Below are 22,169 nucleotides of genomic sequence, written 5' to 3'. Positions count from 1 at the left end.
AAACCAAACTTCTTTTTTAATAAGGTGCATTAGTGTGTATAGTAAAATCTGAATTTTGCGAGCACTTTCTTAGTGGGGATACTAAACAGGTTTCTCTCGAAACTATTTAGCCCCTTCCACCAGATCATATTTATATATAGAAATCCGAAAATCAATCCTTTTATAAATAGCGAGAGTAAGGTATTGTGCGGGTATAGGTAATTAAGGGCCAGTGCAAAAACGGTCGCAACCACAATAGGTACCGACATTCTGGTGATTTCCTTCCAGAAGCGGGGTATATCTAAGTTGATACGTTTATAGTAGTATAAATTCATGGCAATAATATTTCCGGCTGTTAGTGAGGCAGCTGTTCCTATAGCGCAACCTATTCCGCCATATACTTTTGCTAAGGGTATACTAATAGCTAAGCTGGCTGTAGCTATCACAATGTAAAGCAGGGATCTGAACTTATGCTGATTACGGGCCTGTAATATGGAAATGCCAAGTGTCTGGATCAGCGGTATAGTTAAGGGGATCATTAAAAGCAACGAGATCAGGTAAGCGCCTTCGTACTCAGGGCCGGCCCAAAGTATAATAAAGCTCTTTCCAAATAAAATAAAACCGCTTAGTACAAATGCCATGATTACATACTGTATTCTGCCGGTCCGGATAAAGAGGTTTGATAACTCTTTGTCGGTTGAGTTGCGTGCAACCATAGCTGTGACCTTAGGTAAAAAAACACCTGAAATAGCAGTAGATAGAGTCATGTAATACATTTGCAGCTGTACCGCGATGGCATAGACTGCAACTACCGCAGTGCCAGCCACAACACCGAGCACAAACTGCCCAGTGCTCCAGTAGATCTTGTCTACAATAACACCCAGGAAAATAAAGAAAGAATAGGAAGATATCTCCCGAAGCAGACCCCATTCCAGATACTGGAAATGAATTTTAATTTTTAATCTGAAGAAACAGTACCAGGCATTAACTAGCAGGGTAACTATATTCAGCACCGTTATTATCATAACTACCCCTATGGCCTTGTAACCCATTAACAGTAACGGTATCATCAGGCAAGGGCTTATCAGGATACGGAGTATGTTAATTAGTTTCTGGAAAACATACTGTTCATAAGCGGTTATGATAGAGCCAAAAATACTGAGAGGAAAGGTTAGGGCCAGGTTCAGGATCAAGAGTATGACCATTACGCGAGCTTTAGCTTGTTCCACAGCTGATAGAGAGTTTCCGAAAATATATTCTATGTTATGGTATAGAACTGTTCCGCTAATTATCACTAACAAGCTTACACCGCAATACAGTATCAGGAACATGCCAAATAACGCATATTGCTCTTCTTCTTTACCCTGAGCGCGGTATTTAGCAGTATATCTAATAACAGCATTTCCTAAGCCAAGATCCAATACTGTAAGATATGCGACTACGGATGCAACAAGTGCGTAAAGTCCAAATTCAGACTTGCCCAGCATTCGCAGCATAAAAGGGGTGAAAAGCAGGCCTACTGCGTTGTTTATTCCTATGGAAATATACGATAAAAGTGCCCCGGCTTTTAATTGATTGATAGCCATTTTACTTCCTGATAGTAATGTACTGTTCTTTTGATCCTGGTGTATTACAGCAAATTCGTCGTGATAAACTGTTGCAGATCTGCCCGGACTTTACTCATTTATAAGTACAGGTACTGAAGGAGTTTCTGTAACTATAGTATCTCTATTTTCTACCGTGTTGGTAGTCTGTTTTGCATCTATGAATGTTCTGAACCATAGTTCGAGGTGCACCCATTTCCATATTTCCTTTGCAATGTTCATCTTTCCGGAAAGATGGTCTTTGTACTTGCTCCTGGCTATTTCCGGGTTGATGAGGTTTCGCTCTCTGAAAGAGCTGCTGTTTAATATCTCCTCTACAATCTTTCTCCAGGCAGGTTCTCTGAACCATTCATCCTGTGGTGTGCCAAAACCTATCTTGTCCTGTCGCAATCTTATCTTTTCCGGCAGCACATCTTTCATGGCCTCTCTTAGAATATATTTTGTGATACCATTGCGGATTGCCCAGTCGTCGGAGCTGGCAAGTGTTCTTTCCACTAATCTGAAATCCAGGAACGGTACACGGGCTTCAAGTGAAAAATGCATCGAGTTTAAGTCTTCCCATTTCAGCAGGTGTTCCAGCTTATTTTCGAAGTGATTCAGTAATGCATCCTTAAGTGAGCTCGATCCATATAAGTGTCCGGCAATCGCATTTGATTGGCTGTACTTATTAACAAAATGAGTATTTAAGTATCCTTTCTCCCCAACTCTGACCTTTGTTTTCATGCCTTCGGGAAGTAAGAAGTATGCGAATGATTTGAGACCATACAGGCTTCGATGGTTCTTCAGGTAATGATACATCTCACGAGTCAGCTTCCCTATTTTACCTCTCTTTAATAAATCTTTAAAGTAGAACCCGAAAAAGTAGTGATAGCCGGCTAATTCTTCATCTGCTCCCTGTCCGTCTAGTGTTACTACTACTTTATCTTTGGCAAGCTCCATCACTTTGTATTGTGCGTACGGCGAGGTAGAAGGAATTGGCTCCGCTTGTGCCCTTACAAACTCCATCAGGTCTGCTTTAAGGGTTGCTGCATTAGGGTAGATGTAATGCATGTTATTTAGCAGCGGCGTATACTCGTGAATGTACTTTTTCTCATCACCGGTTTGCCCGTTTTGGTATACCGCTGAAAAAGTATTCAAATCAGTTTTGTTGAATTCTTTAAGCAGAACAGAAACAATACTTGAAGAATCCAGGCCTCCGCTCAGGCATACTCCAACTGGTACATCGCTTCTTAGCCTTAGCCCAACTGCTGAAGTGAATAAGGATTTATATTCAGCAGCATTTTTGAATTTCGCTGCCTTAGATACTCTCTCCCGAAGATTATACCAATGGCTATAGTTCACCATTCCATCTTCTACAATGAGTTTCATACCATGCTGCAGTTTTTTTACTTCATTAAAGAATGTACTCTCTGTCTGGTCGGTCCTGTTGAAGGCCAGGTAATCAAAGATACTCTGGTAATTTGCTGTTAGATCCTTTTCTAGCAGGGTGAGTAGCGGTGGAATTTCAGAACAGAATGCAAAGAAATCATCTGTATGGATGTAATAGAATGGCTTTATGCCAAAGCGGTCGCGCGATGCAAAGATGGTCTTTTTTAGCCGGTCGTAAATAGCGAAAGCCCACATCCCATTGAAATGATGCATGCAGTCTTCTCCCCAGTGAATGTATGCCTGCAACAATACTTCTGTATCTGTTTTAGTCTGAAAGGTAACCCCTTGCTGGCGGAGCTCCTCTCGCAGTTCGACGTAATTGAATATTTCTCCGTTAAAAACTAAAACATAACGTTGATCAGACGATAGCATAGGTTGATGTCCATCAGGTGTCAGGTCTATAATACTCAGGCGAACAAAACCCAAACCAACAGCATCTTCTATGAACAGACCATCATCGTTTGGACCCCGGTGCTTCATTTGACCCATCATAGATCGTAAAGAAGATTCTTTCGGTGTATCTTGATTGAAATGGATAATACCAGCTATTCCGCACATGATCTTGAGTGGTTAGTTAAACTGAAATATATAATGCTGTTTACTTTGGGAAGCTATGTTTTAGCCCTTGAATTGGAGAGGTATTCCGATGATAATAATTCGATAGTAATAGAGTAGTAATATAGTTTGCTCTAGTTTTCTATTGCTTCTAATATCTTGCAAAGCTTTCTATTATGAGATGAGGAAATTACATAACAACTACCGAACTCCCTGATCACTTCATGTATGATACCTTCTACAAAGTGGTTTATATGTGCTGCAGCCGGCTTAATGTAAAAGTCATGTAAGACATCCGCCTTGTCAGGAAATTCTGGAACCTCATACCTTTGTAAATAGGTATTCTTATGTTCACTTTGCCAGGCACATGCAAGTAACTGACCGGCTTTACACCAGGTATATACATGTTGTCCTGCTTCGAACCGCTTCATAGCTTGCATGAGAAATTCCCATCTGGTAAAAGTGGAGCCGGTTTGGTCATACTTTAATAGGTCTCCCAGATTATCTTTGTTAACCTTTATTTTAGGTAAGGTTGCACGTCCCTTTATTCTATAGAAGTAAAAACTCGGTTTAGCTCCCCATCTCAGACTATACAAGCCGGATTTTGCTAAAATATATATATCTGCTTTCCGTAAAGCCTTTAACTTACTCCTGATTATGGTACTGGTTTGCTTAATATCCCGGATGGTTTTTTGTTGAACTCCCAGTTTAGCCGAATAATATTTTAAATAACCAGCAATTTTATAGTTCAGACTTTTGTTTGCTGAGGTATGCTTGTTGCCTATCGTTAATTCAAAAGCATTTGTATAAGATGTTGCCAGGCTATCTTTGTAGGCATCTGTTCCTGGTGTGAGATCAAATGCACTATAACCATCTTCTGCTAATATTTTCCCCACCATTAAAAAGTGTAAGATGCCAGGGGAATACTTGGCATAAACAGGGGAGTGGGTATTTACACCCTGCAAGTGCACCCATCCTTTGCCAGCAGCGCCAATGTTAGAGGCAATGATTTTCTCGTCCAGTTTTAGTACAGTAGTATGGAGCAGTGCGCTGTCGTATAAGGATAGGAGGAAGGATTTACGGTAAGGGTCATCCATAAAAACAGTTTTGTTATACATGGCCCCCTTACGAAAATCACTCTGTATGGCTAGTTCATCAAGAATGTTAATAAACTCCTCACGGTCTGTTATCTGATAAAATTTAAGATCTCCAAGTCTCTTTAATCTGTTGATCTTTTCTTTCCTGTTCTTCTTTTTTAACTCTTTGTTTATTTGTTCCTCATCAATTATTAGTAGAGGCTGTTTAACCTTTTTACTAAAACAATACCTGCTCCAGTTACCGTCTGTGACTACTTGCTGAAGTGGTGCATTGCCAGGTACATATTTCAGTATGATTTCTGCTTCAGGGAAAGCGTTTCGCAACTTGTGCAGCGCATCTTTAATGAATGAGCCTTTCTCTGTTTCTGTAGTAAGCCATACCTGGTACTCTGCCTGGTTTGAACCTGCGCCTATAATATTACCTTGTGTGTCCTTGGCCAGCGTAAGTAGCCCGGTTAGGGAGTTGCCTTCTGTCTGTTTTACTATAACAGGCAGATACTCTGTACTGTAATGTTTATACCAGCTTGTTACAAATCCCCTTGACTGAAATACAGTGCTCCATATACAGTTTTTATATAGTGTATCCCAGCCTATACAAAAAAATGAGTCGGATAGCAGGTCAAATACCTGGTTCCCAATCAACAGTTCAGTAATGCTGGCAAGTACAGGCATTGTAGCTTCTGGTTCAACTATGGAATCATTATGCATGCTTTCAAATTAAGCTGATAACAAAGCAAAGCAGGCTCAGTTATCGGATATGCTATTATTATACTTCAAAACCTCTTTCACCATAAATTGAGTTGTATCTATACATTCGGCAAGCAACTTATTCCTGCTTTCTTTAAATCTCTTACCGTTTTGTTCTTCTTCCAGTATTTTGATTGCCGTACTGATTGCTTTTAACTGATCGTTTTCGCTCTCGGAGAAATTATGAACCAAGCCATATTTTGTTTCTTCCTCATCTGTATAGCCTCGTCCGTCATTATCTATAAAAATGGATGGTGTGCCTAAAACAGCAGCTTCAGAAGCCATAGTAGCGCTTTCGCCAAATAGCAGGCTGCTATAGTAGAGCGCATCATGTATCTTATTAAAGGGGATCCTGATTCTGTACTGCTCCAGATCGTCCGGAAGCTCACCTTCTGCTGTAATAAATACCCGGGCAAGCTTTGAGATGGCCTGTACAGCTTTCCTCTTGTTGGAAAGTGACATACCGCTATGGTCAAAATCATGCGCAGCTGCCCACGACACAAATCGAATTATTACATACCTGTCTCCAGGTTGCAGGCCTAAAAAGTTATAAATGGCGGGATCGGGCGTAAAGTAGGCAGGATGTAAATAAGCCAGTTCCATGTACCCGTCAAAACGTACGTGCTTTTCCCCTAAATCAATCCGGTAACACGATGGGGTGAAAACCTTAGTTGCAAAAGGTACAGTTAACTTATGGTGTAAAACGGCATGTTCTGTATCGCTGAAAACTAATGAAGGTATACCAAATAAGCGGGCAACCTGTGAAGGGTACGGGTGCAGGAAATTCAGAAAAATGTCCGGTTTAAACTTCGCTGCTATTTGTATAAGCTTAACTTCCGCATATACCAGGTACAGAAACTTGCCAAGTCTCCCATCGCTACCTTTTCCCCTGTCTATATATGGTATGTTATATAAATTAAGTAAGCGATGGGCCATTTCCTTATTTCTTGATACAAAGAGAATAGTATGGCCTTGTCTGTTCATTATCTCAGAAAAGTTTCTAAAATAATGAACATGCGCCGGGTGGTTTATATCAATCAGGATTCTCATTCTAAGCGTAGGCTGGTAGAAGTGTAAACATGCTATTTGATAAAAGAAATCTGGATGAGGTGAGCAGGTGTAGTTAACTCAAGGGAATCTGTATAATATCGTCAGGCCGAAAGATGTGTAACTGATATGCGAACTATAGCACTGATTTTACCTTCTGTATGCCAGGCGTGCCGGCTAAAATAGGTGTCTTTTTTTGCTCCTTAACAGCACTGAAGTTCTTGTAAACCTCTATAATTCTATGCGCGATGTTTTCAGAACCTAAACCAAGTTCCTCCACTCTTTCTGCACCGTTTGTTCTGCCTCTTGTTTCTGAAAATATCAGCGCCTCCCAAATCTTCTCAGAAAAGTCTTTTACCTCAAAAGATGCCAAATAACATCCCTCCGTATTCCCCATTACCCAGCTTATATCGCCAACATCAGTGGCTACTATAGGGCAATTGCAGGCCATAGCCTCTTTTACAACATTCGGGGAGCCCTCCATGAAAGATGGAACAACCAGCACGTCGGCAGAATTAAGGTACTTCGGAATGTCAGTGTGTGGTAGAGGAAAGGGGTTTATAAGCTCAACTTCGGGCATGTTTAAGTAAGCAACCGCTTCTTGCGCCAAAGGATAATTTTTGCCGATGCGCTCTTTACTTCCTAAAAACAGGACTATTTTTTTGTCCTTTCTTAGACCCAACTCCTCTCTGAATCCTCTAGGGTGCGGCTTAAAAACGGCTGTATCAACTCCATTGGGTATTATAAATGACTTCTTTTTGAAGTAGACAAAATTTTCAAGGTTTTTAGATTTCGAAATGATAGCTCTTACAAATGGTTGAATTAGAAATGAAGAAACGATGAATAGTCTGCTGCTAAACCGAATCTTATTAACACCGATGTAGTCTCCTTGAGCGTCGTCACCCATCAGAGATAAGATCACAGGTGTTTTGCCTGCTCCAATAACGGCAGACCACCCAGACAAAGAGAAGTGTGCATGGATCAGATCGTAGGAATGGCGCTTTAAATGTTGACGTAAAGCCTTACCCGCCTTCAAATATCCCTTAAAACCTTTACCAACTATAGGGAAGTAGTCAAGGTCTATGCCTAGCTTCCTTAACGATTCACCCTGGGCTTTTATAAAAGGTACTACATCAAAAGTTTTAGAGTTACCACTGCAAACAAAGAGAACCTTCATAATGCCTGAATTAAAAAGATAATAAACACATGGTCGTTGCTGTAGCCTGCTTTTTTTAGGTCAGCACTGGCAGTTTTGAAAAGAGTAGTCTATACTCCTGTTCGCATCAGTTGCTCTTCGCTCTGCAACTGATATTCATCCTCGTCATCCTCTGGTATGTAATATTTTATCGCAGAAAGAAGCAGCATTAACAAAGGGGCAAAAGTGAATGTGCCTATAAACCTGCCAGGTATTAAAATTATGAGAAACATGATCAGCAGCGGGTAATAAACCTTTTTGTTTTCAGGTGTTATTTTGCTGTTTCCGATAATAAAGTAGTGGATCAGGAAAACGGAAAAGAGTAGCATACCTACCAAACCTGTACTATAAAATATCATGTTGATATCGCTATGAATAGGCCGGTCTCGCCCAAAATATTTGAGGCCGAACTCAATCGTATCGAAGAGTTTTACTCCGAAAAGGAGCTCACTTAGCTCACCACTTTTTTCGTGATATTCTAAGATATATAGTGTTTCCAGGTAGCGGCCTTCTTCCTCGTAGGTATCTATATCTTGTATTCGCTCCCTGTTTGCCATCTGGGCATCGAGCTTTTCTTTGTAAAGTGGGTAGCTGAGAATCAATGCAGCACCAAGCACTAATACAAGCCCTAACATCTGAAAGAAATACTTCCTGTTAAGGAGTAAGTACACAAAAAGTGAGCCCACGATCATTCCTAAAGAAGTTCTTCTGGTTATCACTATCAGAATGCAGATATTAAGTATAATCAGGCCAGCATCAAGCAATTTAATGTACATGCCCCTGTCTTTGTTTGTAATGATATAATGAATGCCCAGAAACAAAAGGATAGGGGTAAGGTACATTCGTGAGGCTACGAGAAAGCCTGTGGTAAACTCGAAGGTGTAAGATCTTCCGATATTAAAAATATTGGCATAGATAATATAAGCTGGGATAAGTATCAGAAGAGTTCTGTTATACTTTTCAAAATCTTTCAGAAAATCGCCCTGCCCGCCCAGATACCTTCCCAAAGGAATCATCAGGAAGGCTATAATAACAGCTAATGTTGTTTTAACAGATACAATTACATCTCCTGGGTTGTAGATTACCAATAATAACAGGTATAACACTAAAATCAGGAAAATACCATCTGATTTTATAAACGCCCTTTTGTTGTATAAGTAACTAAGTAAAAGTGTTAGCGGAATGATGTAGCGGATTGCTGCATAGAGCTGATTATCCTTGTAAAAGCCGTCAAACATATCGAACAGCACAAAGAAAAATACCAGAGCAATTGGGAAAAGACTTTGCCTTGTAACAAAAACAATTATCAGCAGCAAGCCTAACGCAAGGATCAGCATAATCTTACAGGTAATAATCTGGGCTCGAAGAAATGGAGCGTGGCTAATTTTTTATAGAGAAGAAGCACCTTTACTGCGAAATATGGCAGCCTGTTCAGGTAATAAAGCTTTTTTAATCTACTGTTGAAGTATTTATCATTAAACCCTTTAACAAATTCAAATTGCTGTTCTATTAATTTACTTTTCTTTTTTTGCCCTGCCCAGGCATGTCTTAAACCATTTTCTATTGCTTTTGTAGCGATAAATTTATTCAGGTAAGGGTCATTTTCGTTATACAGATCGTACCAGGACTCCTGGCAGGTATCAGGTTTCGCTACCCTTAAATAAGCATCACTTAACATCATATTATAAGTAGCCATTATCTTTTGCGTAAATGCAACAGGATATTTAATAGCTACCTTGCTCCACATATAGCAGTCCTCGCCACTTACCATACCTACAGGGAATTTACCTACTGAATCGAAAACTTCTTTTTTTATGATCGTGGCTGAAGTCCACGAAATCATATCGTTTAAAGTGAGTGTCGTTTTAAAATACTCCTGGATGATACCATCAGGTATATTAGGGCTTTCAGAATATATTTTATTGCTTTTTACTCTTCTGTAGGCGCAGTTATACATACCGCAATCAGGATACTTTGCAATAAGCTTTTCCATCTCTTCCAGATAGTTATTATCCCACCCATCATCTGCGTCTAAAAAAGCAATATAGTTATAGGAAGCTCGATCAATACCATAGTTGCGTGCATCAGAAACTCCGCCATTTGCTTTCGAATAAACTTTTATTCGGTAATCGGAAAACGTCTGAACTCTGGACAAACTCTGATCTTTAGAACCGTCATCAATAACCAGGACTTCAAATTCTTTGAATGTTTGATTAAGCACAGATGTCAAAGTTTTCGCGATACTGCTTTCTTTGTTGTATAGAGGAATGATTATGCTAAACATTTGCTTCTCTCTATTAAAGTTACAAGCTGGAATAAAACGTGATTATACTTATTGATCTGTTTTTTGGGAATAAGCCTGAGGCTACTATACTGCCCTGCTTCTCCATTAATTCTGCTCATAGAGTAAGAAAGTTTTAAAAGTGTGTCTGTAGTCTGGAGTGTTTTCGCCAGTTGCTTCAGGTATTCGTGTTCTTTTAAAATAGTGACTGTCCAACTCTGATTTTCTTTGTGCGATTCCAGATAATTGTAGAAGTGAATATAGTCGTTTACAAAGCTGCCATTAGGGTTGTACATACTCCAGTCAATTAACATTATTTCGTCAGCTACCAAGATCATGTTGTTTATGTGCAGATCGCCGTGGGAAGCTGTTACTGGGAGGTATAAGGACGAAAGCAGCTGCTCTGACAGTTTTAGTAATTCTTCATTTAAGCCTAAGACACATAATTTATTTAGCCGGTTGAAGTTATAAGCTAAACTGGCTTTTTTGCTTGGCATATTCATGATATCCTGTAATTTATAGTTGATGAAATCTTCTGCTCTCTCAACTTTTTCGAGTAACACAGGTTCACCTTTCCTCATGGCTAAAATGAGGGGGGAAGAGCTAACCTCAATAACATGCTCTTTCCAAAAATCAGATAGTAATGCCTTCTTATTCCCCCTCAGTTCCGCTTTTTTAGATACACTACCAAACGGGGTAAATACTTTGTATGATCTGCCTTTCCAATGGAATATATATGAATAACAGCCCAAAAGCCTCATGAAAGAAGTAACTATGGTCTTGGGAGTTAACATTAATTCTTTTAGGTAAAGGAGTTAGAGGTTAAATAAATGCTAGGGTATTAATTCTGCTTTTTGCTAAGCAGTTTTATACCATATTTTATATCATCTTTAAAAAATAAAATATAGACCAGGCTTCCCAGTGAGCCTGCAACTATAAGCACAAGGTTATTTTCCATGCTTGTTAACTTTCCAGCCTCTATCACCAGCAGCATTGTTATTGCAGCCATAACAGGCTTTCTTAGCGCCAGAAATACTTCCTCATCTGTGATATGGATGTACTTTTTCATGTAATAGTGAAAAGCAAGCCTGGAGGTTGTGTAATGGATACAAACCGCATAAGCTACCCCATTAAGTCCGAAATATTTTTGCCCTAAATAGATCAAGGGCAATGCTATCACGAACGTGTTGATCATGTTCAGGTAAAAACTGACGGAAGGCTTGCCAATACCTTTAAGTACTTCTGCAGGAGTGCCGGAAATGGCAAAAATCATAGAGGCTACTGCCAGAATACGAAGTGGATCGGCTGCTTCAAGCCATTTTGCGCCAAAAAATGCTAGTATTATGTTTTCTGAAAGCCCTATAAATATTATAGAAACAGGGAAAGTGAGCATCGCGGTAAACCGCATTATTTTCAGGTAATATTTCTTTATTTGCTCTGTGTCGTCCTGTATTTTACTATAGACCGGGAAAAGCACTTTATTCAGAATAGAATAAAGCTGGGTGCGTAAAACTTCGCTTAAAGTAAAAGCTAAAGTATAAACACCTAAAACATGCGCCCCCACAAGCTTGCCAATAACAAGGTAATCAATGTTGTTACGTACAAAAAAGAGTATATTATTGATTTGGGTGTAGGTGCTGTAACCTGCTAATTGTCTAAGCGTCTGCCAGTTAAATTTAAACTGTGGCCTCCAGTTGACTTTTATCCAATAAGACAAAAAGATAGTGGAGGAGCTAACCAGGTATTTTACTACTATACTCCAGACACCATAACCGGCAATAGCTAAGGCAATAGCAACTACTGAGCTTAATGCAGTTCCAATGAACGTTATCTGTACCAAGCTTTTAAAGTTTAACTGCCGGGTAAGAAGTACTCTTGGAACAATTGATAGTATATTGAAAAAGAGATAAAAGCTTAAGGCATTCAATACCGGAACCAAAAGCGGCTCGTTGTAGAAAGATGCACCTAGTTGCGAGATAAAACCATAGAAGCAAAGCGCGAATATGGATGCTAGAACAAGTAAGAACCAGAAAGCGCTGGAATAACGCAGCTCTGAAAACTCATCTTCTTTTTTCTGGACTAAAGCATTAAATAAGCCCATGTCAGAAACTACTTCCAGGAAGCTTATAATGATCATGGCCATGCCCACAATGCCATATGCCTCGGGTAACAGGATTCTGGCTAAGATCAGCTTTACCCCGAAATCTGTTCCCCGAATAGCAATCGTGCTGATAGCATTCCATTTTAGTCCGGATAAAACCCTGGATTTTACACTGGCTGCTGGCATCAGGAACTGATTGATGTTAAAGTATCTGTGAGCAAATTCTTATATACTTTCGGGTGCCTGTAAATCTTGTTTAGTATCAGATCTGTCGCCTCTGTAATTGACAGTTCAGACGTGTCTATACTAATGTATTGCCCACCAGAGACCTTTTCGGCCACCTTCCTGAACTTTTGGATATCTGCTTTGCTTCTTTCCAAAGTGATTTCTGATGGTTTCCTTTTTACAAGTATTTCCGGGTCTGCATATAAAAAGAATACTAGATCCGGCTTTGGGAGTATTGCTTTGTAAAGCTTCGACCTTATAGTTCCGTCTTCAAGTAAGAAGGAGCCCGGAAACCTATCTATCAGCACCACCGAATATTTAGATCGGAGTTTAACAGGTATAATTCTGAACAAAAACTCTAACGGTAACAGAATGAGTGACTTAGTCATGCTCAAGATCCTGTTCAGCCATTTTATCTTGCTCTTAAAGTTGTACAGGAGCTTTGTATACTTTGATGTCCAGCCGTTCTCACCCATGCCCAGGTATAACTTGCTGGTTTTGAAGTGTATTTTTTCTCCGACAGCATTCAATAGGGTAGACTTTCCAGCTCCATCGGTACCAAGAAACAGCACCTTAAGCCCATAGCCAGATTTCAGGTAGCTTTTAGGCCTAACCATTTTCTTCTGCTGTAACCTGAAATTAGGGAGAATAATCTGCTGTAACTTATTTGTGTTTTCCGGAAAATGAGAAGTATGCCAGTTTGCTATGTTGTTCAGCATATCCTGATCTGACTGCTCTGTTTCAGATTGATAGAGCTGCATGTACTGAGTTAAGTAGTGTCTATGTTTTTCCTCTAGTTTCCCTCTCTCTTTAAAGGCTAAATGGGCAGCATATAAGGTGATTGCGACTATACCTGTTGGCCGGTACAATCCTTTGCTATTTAGGGTAGCTTTATTCACTGCCTCATCTAAAAAGGAATAGGTATAGCATGTGTTATTTGTTCTTACAAATGACAAAGCATATTTGACATCAAGATATAGTGCTGAGTGCGGTGAATAATAGAAATGATGGTCTGTATGGTATGCCGGCTCCTTCCTTTTGTACCAACCTGTTAATAGCAGCAGTTGCTCAAACTGTTCTTTATAATCCGGGTCTACAAACAAATCCACATCCCTTGAGTTGAAATCGCTTTCGAAGTCTGTTAGCAGAAAATACTTTATACCTGCAAGGTGAAGCTTTTCGATTAAAGCGAGCAATCCCGCCGTTTTTACGGTTAGTTCTGGTTGCTCAAGTAGCCCTATATCTGCCGTTAGTTTCTCCATTTCTTTTTAAGAATGTGACTTAACTGCCGGAGATATAGCCTTCTCCAGATCAGATTCTTCAATTTCAGCAAGCAAAATATAGCCAAGAGAGGGGAGTGCTACTACAACCGAATGGTTTTTAATCTCTATTACTGTACCTGTCTTATCTGTTAATGATCCGGAGATAATCCTTACTTCATCATGTTTGCTGAAATGCCCTTTTTCAAGACGTACATTCTGATGGTCTCGCAGAAAGTGTTTAATCGTTTCTATTTCCTGATCTTTAATAACAGCCGGCCTGCCTAACCAGTTTACAAAGTTAAGTATGCCATCTACTTTCCTGATGTCAGAGAGTTGCCTATCGGTTATGTGCACAAAAACATACGATTTGAACAGAGGTTCATGTACCGTCTTTTTCCTGTCGCTCCATTGCCTGAGGACCTTATTCAGCGGACAATAGTTCTCTATATGCATTCTTTGAAGCGTTTCAGCTACTTTCTTTTCCCATCTGGGTTTAGTATAAACCGCATACCAGTTTTGAGTCATACCACCGTATCTTAAGCTATTTTGTATTGATCTTTTACGGCTTCGCCCTCCTCAGCCACATTGCGTTACCGGGTATAAAGGTGTACTGGTATTAATATAGCTGATCATGAAAATACAGCTGCTTTTTTTCAAGTTTTAAGCTTTGCCCAAATGACCTGAAAAAAACAGACGAAATGAGCAGAGTTGATAGACTAACTTATTTGCTTCAATTTTAGGATTTGGCTGCTATATTCCTGGTTCTGTATGTTTTGTCACTATACTTGTTCTCATAGCCATAGCCATAGCCGTAACCGTACTGACCTTTGCCGAATCCTCTTGGTTTTACACCATTAAAGACAATAGCCAGGTTGTAAAGGGATTTTAGTTTGTTATTCTGTGCCTGGCGCTGTATTAGCTTTTTGGGTGTAAAAGCGTGCCTAATTACCAGTAATGTGATATCACAGTACTCTGAGATTAACAATGCATCAGTTACCAGCTCAAGGGGTGGCGTATCTATAATAACATAGTCGAACTCTTTTTCCAGGTACATAAATAGTACTTCCAGTTTCCCATTCAACAAAAGTTCGGTCTGGTCGCCGATATCTGTCCCTGCCGATGCAATACTCAAATTACTGTATTCTGATTTTACCAAAACCTCATCAGGCGTGATCTTGCCTTGTAAGTAATCTGTAATGCCGGGTTCCTTGTATCTGTCGAATAGTTGAGATGTATTTGGATTCCTCAGGTCGAAATCAAGTAGCGCTACTTTCTTGCCCGAAGAGGCCAGGCTATAAGCCAGGTTATTGCTCACGTAACTTTTTCCTTCTCCAGGGATGTTTGATGTTACCATTATCTTCTTCTTCGAAAAAGTGCGGCCATACAATCCCATCGTGGCTCTGAGCTGCCTGAATTGCTCAATGACCGAAACTTCAGTAGGAGCAGTGAACTGCCTTTCAGGTTTGCCTTTTGTATAGGCAAGTTCTGCCACAATCGGCGCGTTTGTATACTCTTCTATATCAGCTCTAAACAATATTTTACTGTTAAGCATTTCTTTTCCCATAACAAAACCCACGCTTAAACCGCATGCAAGCAGAATAGCTGTCAGGTACACATACATTGGTTGCGGGCTGGTAGGGTTTATAGAAGATTTTGCCAGGTCCACAATCCTGAAATCGCCTTCGCTTGGGGCATATGATAGCACCGTTTCCTCTCTTTTCTGGAGTAAGAAACTATAGGCTTCATTCTTTATAGCTTGCTGCCTGCTGATATCGAGCAACTCCTTCTCTTTCTGTGGTATAGTTTGGAGCTCTGCATTGTACATGCTGTTTGTGGAGGTCAGGTTGTTTAAGCTTGCCTGCAGGTTTACACGTTGGTGTCTGATATTCTCAAGTATGCCTGGGCGAACGTTTTCTATTTCATTGTTTAAAGAAATAAGAACAGGGTTGTTCTCTGCTGTGGTCTTTGCCAGCCTTTTATATTGAATCTCAGAATCGTAAAGTTTTTGTAGCAATTGTGACAGTACAGGGTCATCTACTCCCAGCGTGGAGGGCACTATACCGGCAGCATTGTTCTTAGAAATCACATATTGTTCTACATTATCCAGCACAGCAAGCTGCGTATTTATTTCAGCTATCTTACGATCGTTATCACCCACATTCTGTAAATACATTCTTCCCTGTTCACTCAGGTCTACCGCCCCACGAGTAGATTTGAATTTTACCACCTTGCTTTCAAGTTCTTCCAATTCTTTCTCTATCAGCTTTATCCTGTCTTCCACAAAACCAAGAGTCTGGATAGCCAGCTTGTTCCTTTCAGAAATGGCTAAATTGCTGTAAGCGTCTATCAAAGCATTAAGAATATCTTCACCTCTTTTGGGAACAGCATCATTGAGCGACAGGTAAACTATAGTTGAAAGCTTTCCGGATGGCTCAATTGTGATCTTCTGTAGTAACTGGTCGGATGCCCTGCCGGGACTTATAATGGAGAAATATAAAGGGTCTTCAGCATCATGGGTCATGTTTTTATTCTTCGTGAACTGCATAGTTCCGTAAGGTGTATTAACCCACCTGTTAAGAGGATAAGCTGTATTCCCAATCTTTACGGTATTGTTATTTTTATTAAATGAGAAGTAGATCTTTTCCTGCTCGGTCGTTTTATCAGGATTTCTCAGGGTTATTCGAATAGGGGAGGAAGTATAGGCAGACACAACTTTGAACTGTCCTTCCTCATAAACAGGCGTAGTAAGATCAAGCTTATCTACCACCTTTTTCATCAGGGAATTAGAATGTATTACGTTTATTTCATTTTCAACGATCTTATTTGACATAAAAGCGTCGATGGATTCTGTCATCCTGGAATCGCTAACACCTTTTTTCTCATCCTTCATCATAAGTGATGCGGTGACCTCATATGTTGGCGTGGCATAATATTTTAGGTAAGCCCATGCACCTGTTAGGGCAACGGCTACTAAAAGCACGAACAATGGCCAATAAGGAAAATACTTGTTAACTAACGCAGGAAGGATGTTGTCTCCGGCAGCATTTGGCACTGTTTTACTCATACGCTTTGTAAATAATTATCTCGTCAACCTATCAATAGCAATCACAACAATAGATAATCCGCTAAATACAACCGGCAGCCACTGTCTGGCCGGACTTACACTTTGTATCTTGGTTTTATTTGGCTCCACATAAATGATATCATTGGACTTTAAGTAGTAATTAGGGGAAGTGAAAAGCTCATCTGTTGTTAAGTTTATCCGTGTCAGCTTTTTTTTCCCTTCCTCTTCTCTTATAAGCAATAAATTTTCGCGGTTAGCATAGATCGTTAAGTCCCCTGCAAGGCCTAATGCCTCAAGCAGCGTTATTTTTTCATTCGGGATTGTCAATACAGAAGGGCGCGCAACTTCGCCTAGTACAGAAACTTTATAGTTCAAATAGCGGATATCTACACTTGGCTCTATTAAAAGCTTTCTTCTAAGCAGTTCCGTTCTGATATGATCTCTCAGTTCCTTTTTGCTCAATCCGGCTGCCTTTACCCGCCCCAAAAGCGGGAACTGTATATTCCCTTCCTGATCTACCAGGTAGCCAACAGACTGAGAAATGTTGCTTGTTGCAGTTGACGACCTTCCTATATTGGCGTTTGATTCATTAAATATTTCTGTTGCTTCAGGGTTCAGACTGTACACAGATATACTCAGGAGATCGTTCTTCTGAATAATTGGCTCAAGATTCTGTTCTTGTTGGGTATATTCTGATTTGGTGGTGTTGTTGAAATATGTTGCATTCTGCCTGCTGGCGCAGGAAGTTTGAAATAAAAGACAGCCGAAAAAGAATATATAAAAGTATAAATGTAATCTCATATCAGAAGCCCGCTTAAGGGAGATAAGTACTAGTTCTATGATAACTATACCTACGCAGGGTTAGTAAAGTTTAATAAAATAGTGCTTTGTTACAATACGAAAATGTATTCTGGCAGGTTTGAATAATCTGAGATGATATTCTATTATTTCTAGTATTGTTTTCCCTTCCCGAACCACTTATAAACTATAGCTAGTTCAGGCATCATGCTAGAGGTCTGAAAATGTAATTTATAGTTTGAGCAGTCACTCAAATTTATACGTGTATTACCTCTGGTGTTTATAAGCAACTTATTAAGTCCGAGATTTGACTATTTAATCCCAACAAGCGTGAATACAGGAAATGTAATTTTGATAATCCCCTTTTTTAGAAGGTAAAAACGAACTTTTAATGTAATTTGCCTTTTTGAGATTATCTTCTTACCAATTGTAAATTATTGTTTCAGAAAACCTGAAAACCAATGAACCTTAAGTATACTATGACTTTACCTTACACAACTGGAACAGTTGGTGCTGTCAGTCGCATGATTCGGCGCTTAACCCTTGTCCTGTTCCTTTCAACTGTTTCTTTTTTGGTAAATGCGCAGGTCATCACCTCGCCTGACAAGAACTTTACCATGAAGTTTGAACTGGCAGCGAATGGCGTACCAACCTACCAGTTAACCTACAAAAAGAAACCGGTCATTAAAGAAAGTAAACTTGGCCTGGAACTGAAAGATGCCCCGTCGCTGATGAATGGGTTCACAGTTTCTAAAACAGAGCAGAATAGCGTAAACAATACCTGGGAGCCAATACTGGGAGAGCAGAAAACTATCCGCAACAACTATAACGAGCTGCTGGTAACCCTGGCCCAGAAAGATCAGAAAGACCGCCATATTCTTATCCGTTTCCGTTTGTTTAATGATGGGCTTGGTTTCCGTTACGAGTTTCCGCAGCAGCCAGAGCTAAACTACTTTGTTATTAAAGAAGAGAATACAGAGTTTAACCTGGCCGGCGACCACAAGATCTGGTGGATACCGGGCGACTACGATACCAACGAGTATGCCTACACCACCTCTAAGATCTCTGAAATTCCGGGCCTGATGAAAAAGGCAACGATAGATGTGCACGCGCAGTGGCCAATAACAACTACGGCTGTGCAAACACCATCTATGATGAAATCTTCTGATGGCATTTATATCAACATACACGAAGCAGCGCTAATCAACTACCCGGCCATGAACCTGAACGTGGATCCGAAAACCTTCAAGTTCAGCTCGCACCTTACCCCGGACCCGATGGGCAACAAAGGGTATGTGCAGACAGAGTTTAACACTCCCTGGAGAACTATAGTTGTAAGCGATAATGCCGGCGATATTTTAGAGTCTAAGCTTATACTTAACCTGAACGAGCCTACTAAATACAAGGATGTTTCATGGATAAAGCCTGTGAAATACATTGGCGTTTGGTGGGAGTACTTTGTGGCTGGCAAAAGCACCTGGGCTTATGGTAAAGAAACTAACGTAAAACTGACAGACGACTTTACCAAACTTACGCCAAATGGCCGCCATGGTGCTACCAACGAGAACGTGAAGAAGCACATCGACTTTGCTGCCAAGCATGGTTTTGATGCAGTACTTGTAGAAGGCTGGAACATTGGCTGGGAAGACTGGTTCGGTAACTGGAAAGAAGAAGTATTCGATTTTGTGACGCCTTATCCTGATTTCAATGTGAAGGAACTGAACGCTTACGCAGCTTCTAAAGGTGTAAAGATTATGATGCATCACGAAACTTCGGCTTCAGCGACTAACTATGAGCGCCGCCTGGATGATGCCTTCCAGTTCATGAAAGACAATGGCTATAACTCTGTTAAGACAGGTTATGTGGGCAAGATTATACCACGCGGGGAACACCACGACAGCCAGTGGATGATAAACCATTACATCCGTGTAGCAGAAAAAGCGGCCGACTATAAGATCAGAGTGAACAGCCACGAAGCGGTTCGCCCGACTGGTTTGCACCGTACGTACCCGAACTGGTTTGCGCAGGAATCTGCCAGAGGAACTGAGTTTGAAGCCATGGGCGGTCTTGCACCGGAGCACGCTACTATACTTCCGTTTACTCGACTGATGGGAGGCCCGATGGACTATACACCAGGTATTTTCCAGACAGATCTGTCTTACTACAACAAAGATAACAACCAGCGTGTGAACACGACACTGGTAAAGCAACTGGCTTACTACGTAACTATGTACAGCCCGCTGCAAATGGCTGCCGACCTGCCAGAGAACTATGAGCGCTTCCCGGATGCGTTCCAGTTTATTAAAGATGTAGCTGTTGACTGGGACAATACCTGGGTGCAGGAAGCTGAGCCGGGTGATTATGTAACGATAGCCCGTAAAGCAAAAGGCAAAAACGAATGGTATGTAGGTGGTATTACAGATGAAAATGCCCGTACAGCTACAGTACGTTTTGATTACCTGCCAAAAGGTAAAAACTATATCGCTACTATCTATGCCGATGCAAAAGATGCCAGCTGGAATAAAAATCCACAGAAATACACGATCCGCAAGGTGCTTGTAAACTCTAAAAGTGTGCTGAAGCAGCCAATTGCCCCAGGCGGTGGTGTAGCTGTTAGCGTAAAAGAAGGCAGCAAGCAGGATACAAAAGGCCTGAAGAAACTATAAACTATAGTTTGTACGAATAGAAAAGCGCGGGACAGGAAACTGTTCCGCGCTTTTTTTTGCATGAAATCGAATTATTATAGTTTATAGTTTGTATCTTTTGATATACAAACTTTTAGCCACGTACCCATGACCTCTGAAGAATTTGAAACAAACTATACGCAAGCCCTTGATACGATCTTAGAAGCACTAGCTAACAGCTCAGAAGTGAAACCCGAAAAGTTTTATAGCATGGCCTGTGTAGTCGAAAATCTGCGTTATTTTAGTCCTGTGTTTTATGATGCTATAAAGCAACCGGAAGAATAACAGTTTTTGAAACTATTATAGAATAAAGTCTCTTTAGCTGAATCCCTTAAACTATAAAAGCCATGCAGTTTTATATGCTGCATGGCTTTTATAGCTTAATAAGCTATGTAATAATAGCTTATATTCGGGTTTCTAAGGTTATGCTCTTACCTTCAAGAAGATAAGTTTTGCTGGAGTATCACTGTTTAAGCGTTTTATTTCTTTACAAAGATGTACTCAAACGTGTAGGCACCTGTTCTTTTAAAAGTGAAAGAAGTATTTGTGCTGTTAAATGAAATTTCGCCGGCACCATACAAGCCCCAACGCATAGTTTTGTTATCAGGATCTATAACGTAAAAATCAGTACTAGCGCCTTTATTTTCACAAACATTGGCACCATCGTTTATAGTGTAGTTGCCGTTTGCTGCAAAAGTAAGTATGTCATCCATTTCGCAGCTGCCATAAAATGGGGTAATCACACCATTCTCTTTATATTCTGATTTTTTCCATTCAGATGCCATCAGGATTTCCTTAGAGGATTTAGCATTGCTGGCAGAAGCATCATCGTCTTTACTACAGGCAAAAGTGCTCACAACCAATAGTAGCGAAGCAAGGAAAAGGTTTTTAGAAGATTTCATGGTAAAAGGCAGGTTTTAAGTGATTTTTTGAAATATAGCTTTTCCCCAATTAATCTGTACTTGCCAGTTCCATTATTTTTTAAAACCTCTTTAGAGTTCAAATTGCCGTTCTTTTTATCAGCGATAGATAAGTAAATTTACTGTAGTTAAATCTACTTTTCTAGTTTGTATTATGCTCATCGTATACAGCCACTGTAAAGTAACCATCCTGCACCAGCTTTATAGTTGAAATGCCATTCGGTTTATTGTTGCCAGTTAAATGCCAGGCACCCTCCAGGCTGTGTGTTTGTTTAGAATGTGAATCCACGGGAGCCCTGAAAGCAGCTAAAACAAACAGACACAGAAGGAGAGTGCCGAACAATTTAATCAGTGTATCCCTCATCAGTATGGCAGCTTTTATAGTATAGATCCGGCCAGTCTATAGTTTGCAGGCGGAGCAATACGTTTATAGTTTCCGGCTTACAGGTCCAGGGCACGTTTTTTCAAAGTAATAAATTCTTCTGATGTCAGGGCACCTCTTTCCCGGAGCATTTCCAGTCGTTCTATAGTTGCAATCGAGTCTTCTACAGATTGCGGGTTCCTGACCTCCTGTGGCGTATCTATAGTTGTGCTTGTCTGATCAGTTACATAAGTAGGGTAGGTCCTGTCGCGGTACACTTCCTGGTCTGATGTGTAAAACCGATCTTCGTTGTATGTATCCGTATTGTAAAAATCTTCGCGAATTTCCTGAGTGGGCTCCTCGCTTCGGTTAAGCGCTTCATCAAATTCTTCCTTATACCTGTTCGGGTCATCATGCAGCACATCGCGCTGAGACCGCTGGTAGGTGTCCCGTACAGCATATTCGTAATCTTCTGTAATTGGGCCGCCCTGGTACACCGGGTACCTGCCAATAGAATTGGAATCTATGGCCGACAAGAAAACCTTTCTTCCTTTTTTATCGAGGGCCGCTGCACCTATCGGTACTAATAAGTGCTGGTCGCTATCGGTTTTAAAAAATTTGCGGTCTGCTACCACAGACAGGTAATGGGCCTTCATCACCTTCGGATCCACGATCAGGTCGCGAACAATGCCTAAGCTTTCGCCGTCAGCGCCTACTACTCTCCAGCCCAGTACATCAGGGTTATCTTTTGCCACTTTATAGTCTTTCATAGCACTGAGTGCTATCAGTCTGTCATTTCTTAGTTCGTTATCATTCATAGC

Annotated in this window: 18 protein-coding genes; 2 read left to right on the top strand and 16 right to left on the bottom strand. The window is 40.5% G+C overall.

Annotated features, from left to right (window positions below):
* Positions 1–29: 29 nt before the first annotated feature.
* The 13 genes from KYK27_RS08585 to KYK27_RS08525 all read right to left on the bottom strand — a co-directional run bounded on the left by KYK27_RS08585 (position 30) and on the right by KYK27_RS08525 (position 17,386).
* Entirely contained in the window at positions 30–1,565 is a 1,536-nt protein-coding gene (locus tag KYK27_RS08585; protein WP_199109624.1) for a lipopolysaccharide biosynthesis protein, read from the bottom strand.
* A gap of 90 nt (positions 1,566–1,655) precedes the next feature.
* Positions 1,656–3,569 (bottom strand): asparagine synthase (glutamine-hydrolyzing), encoded by a 1,914-nt coding sequence (gene asnB, locus KYK27_RS08580; RefSeq protein ID WP_199109623.1) that lies wholly within the window; start codon positions 3,567–3,569, stop codon positions 1,656–1,658.
* A gap of 131 nt (positions 3,570–3,700) precedes the next feature.
* A complete protein-coding gene (locus KYK27_RS08575; RefSeq protein ID WP_199109622.1) occupies positions 3,701–4,987 on the bottom strand; it encodes a GNAT family N-acetyltransferase in 1,287 nt (428 codons plus the stop codon).
* Positions 4,988–5,407: 420 nt separating this feature from the next.
* Complete coding sequence (locus KYK27_RS08570; RefSeq protein ID WP_199109621.1) at positions 5,408–6,460, bottom strand: DUF354 domain-containing protein; 1,053 nt, start codon at positions 6,458–6,460, stop codon at positions 5,408–5,410.
* Positions 6,461–6,593: 133 nt separating this feature from the next.
* Entirely contained in the window at positions 6,594–7,634 is a 1,041-nt protein-coding gene (locus KYK27_RS08565; protein ID WP_199109620.1) for a glycosyltransferase, read from the bottom strand.
* 89 nt (positions 7,635–7,723) lie between these two features.
* A complete protein-coding gene (locus tag KYK27_RS08560) occupies positions 7,724–8,989 on the bottom strand; it encodes a hypothetical protein (protein ID WP_199109619.1) in 1,266 nt (421 codons plus the stop codon).
* Positions 8,983–9,873, bottom strand: coding sequence for a glycosyltransferase family 2 protein (locus KYK27_RS08555; RefSeq protein WP_410524784.1), 891 nt, complete (start codon positions 9,871–9,873; stop codon positions 8,983–8,985). Before KYK27_RS08555 ends, KYK27_RS08560 begins: the two co-directional genes overlap by 7 nt.
* A gap of 50 nt (positions 9,874–9,923) precedes the next feature.
* Positions 9,924–10,727, bottom strand: coding sequence for a hypothetical protein (locus KYK27_RS08550; protein WP_199109617.1), 804 nt, complete (start codon positions 10,725–10,727; stop codon positions 9,924–9,926).
* Positions 10,728–10,774: 47 nt separating this feature from the next.
* Positions 10,775–12,220: a lipopolysaccharide biosynthesis protein gene (locus KYK27_RS08545; RefSeq protein ID WP_199109616.1), complete on the bottom strand. Its 1,446-nt coding sequence runs from the start codon at positions 12,218–12,220 to the stop codon at positions 10,775–10,777.
* Positions 12,220–13,521 (bottom strand): hypothetical protein, encoded by a 1,302-nt coding sequence (locus KYK27_RS08540; RefSeq protein ID WP_199109615.1) that lies wholly within the window; start codon positions 13,519–13,521, stop codon positions 12,220–12,222. The genes KYK27_RS08545 and KYK27_RS08540 overlap by 1 nt, the downstream gene beginning before the upstream one ends.
* A gap of 6 nt (positions 13,522–13,527) precedes the next feature.
* The gene (locus KYK27_RS08535) at positions 13,528–14,046 is read right to left on the bottom strand and encodes a UpxY family transcription antiterminator (RefSeq protein WP_199109614.1); all 519 of its coding nucleotides are present in this window, start codon (positions 14,044–14,046) and stop codon (positions 13,528–13,530) included.
* Between the two features lie 211 nt (positions 14,047–14,257).
* Positions 14,258–16,585 (bottom strand): GumC family protein, encoded by a 2,328-nt coding sequence (locus tag KYK27_RS08530; RefSeq protein ID WP_199109613.1) that lies wholly within the window; start codon positions 16,583–16,585, stop codon positions 14,258–14,260.
* Between the two features lie 15 nt (positions 16,586–16,600).
* Positions 16,601–17,386 carry a polysaccharide biosynthesis/export family protein gene (locus tag KYK27_RS08525; protein ID WP_199109612.1) on the bottom strand — a complete coding sequence of 262 codons (786 nt, stop codon included), beginning with the start codon at positions 17,384–17,386 and terminating at the stop codon, positions 16,601–16,603.
* Between the two features lie 476 nt (positions 17,387–17,862).
* Here KYK27_RS08525 and KYK27_RS08520 point away from each other — a divergent pair, with 476 nt between their 5' ends.
* Both KYK27_RS08520 and KYK27_RS08515 read left to right on the top strand, forming a co-directional pair.
* A complete protein-coding gene (locus KYK27_RS08520; protein WP_370583622.1) occupies positions 17,863–20,049 on the top strand; it encodes a glycoside hydrolase family 97 protein in 2,187 nt (728 codons plus the stop codon).
* A gap of 126 nt (positions 20,050–20,175) precedes the next feature.
* Positions 20,176–20,352, top strand: a complete 177-nt coding sequence (locus KYK27_RS08515) for a hypothetical protein (protein WP_199109611.1) — start codon at positions 20,176–20,178, stop codon at positions 20,350–20,352.
* 194 nt (positions 20,353–20,546) lie between these two features.
* Here KYK27_RS08515 and KYK27_RS08510 read toward each other — a convergent pair whose 3' ends face one another.
* The 3 genes from KYK27_RS08510 to KYK27_RS08500 all read right to left on the bottom strand — a co-directional run bounded on the left by KYK27_RS08510 (position 20,547) and on the right by KYK27_RS08500 (position 22,166).
* Positions 20,547–20,969 (bottom strand): hypothetical protein, encoded by a 423-nt coding sequence (locus KYK27_RS08510; protein WP_199109610.1) that lies wholly within the window; start codon positions 20,967–20,969, stop codon positions 20,547–20,549.
* 160 nt (positions 20,970–21,129) lie between these two features.
* Positions 21,130–21,351: a hypothetical protein gene (locus KYK27_RS08505; RefSeq protein WP_199109609.1), complete on the bottom strand. Its 222-nt coding sequence runs from the start codon at positions 21,349–21,351 to the stop codon at positions 21,130–21,132.
* Positions 21,352–21,428: 77 nt separating this feature from the next.
* The gene (locus tag KYK27_RS08500) at positions 21,429–22,166 is read right to left on the bottom strand and encodes a PRC-barrel domain-containing protein (protein ID WP_199109608.1); all 738 of its coding nucleotides are present in this window, start codon (positions 22,164–22,166) and stop codon (positions 21,429–21,431) included.
* Between the last annotated feature and the right edge of the window lie 3 nt (positions 22,167–22,169).

This window comes from Pontibacter populi (genome assembly GCF_019336435.1).
Taxonomy (GTDB): Bacteria; Bacteroidota; Bacteroidia; order Cytophagales; family Hymenobacteraceae; genus Pontibacter; species Pontibacter humidus.
This window is presented reverse-complemented; position numbering and strand designations above follow the sequence as displayed.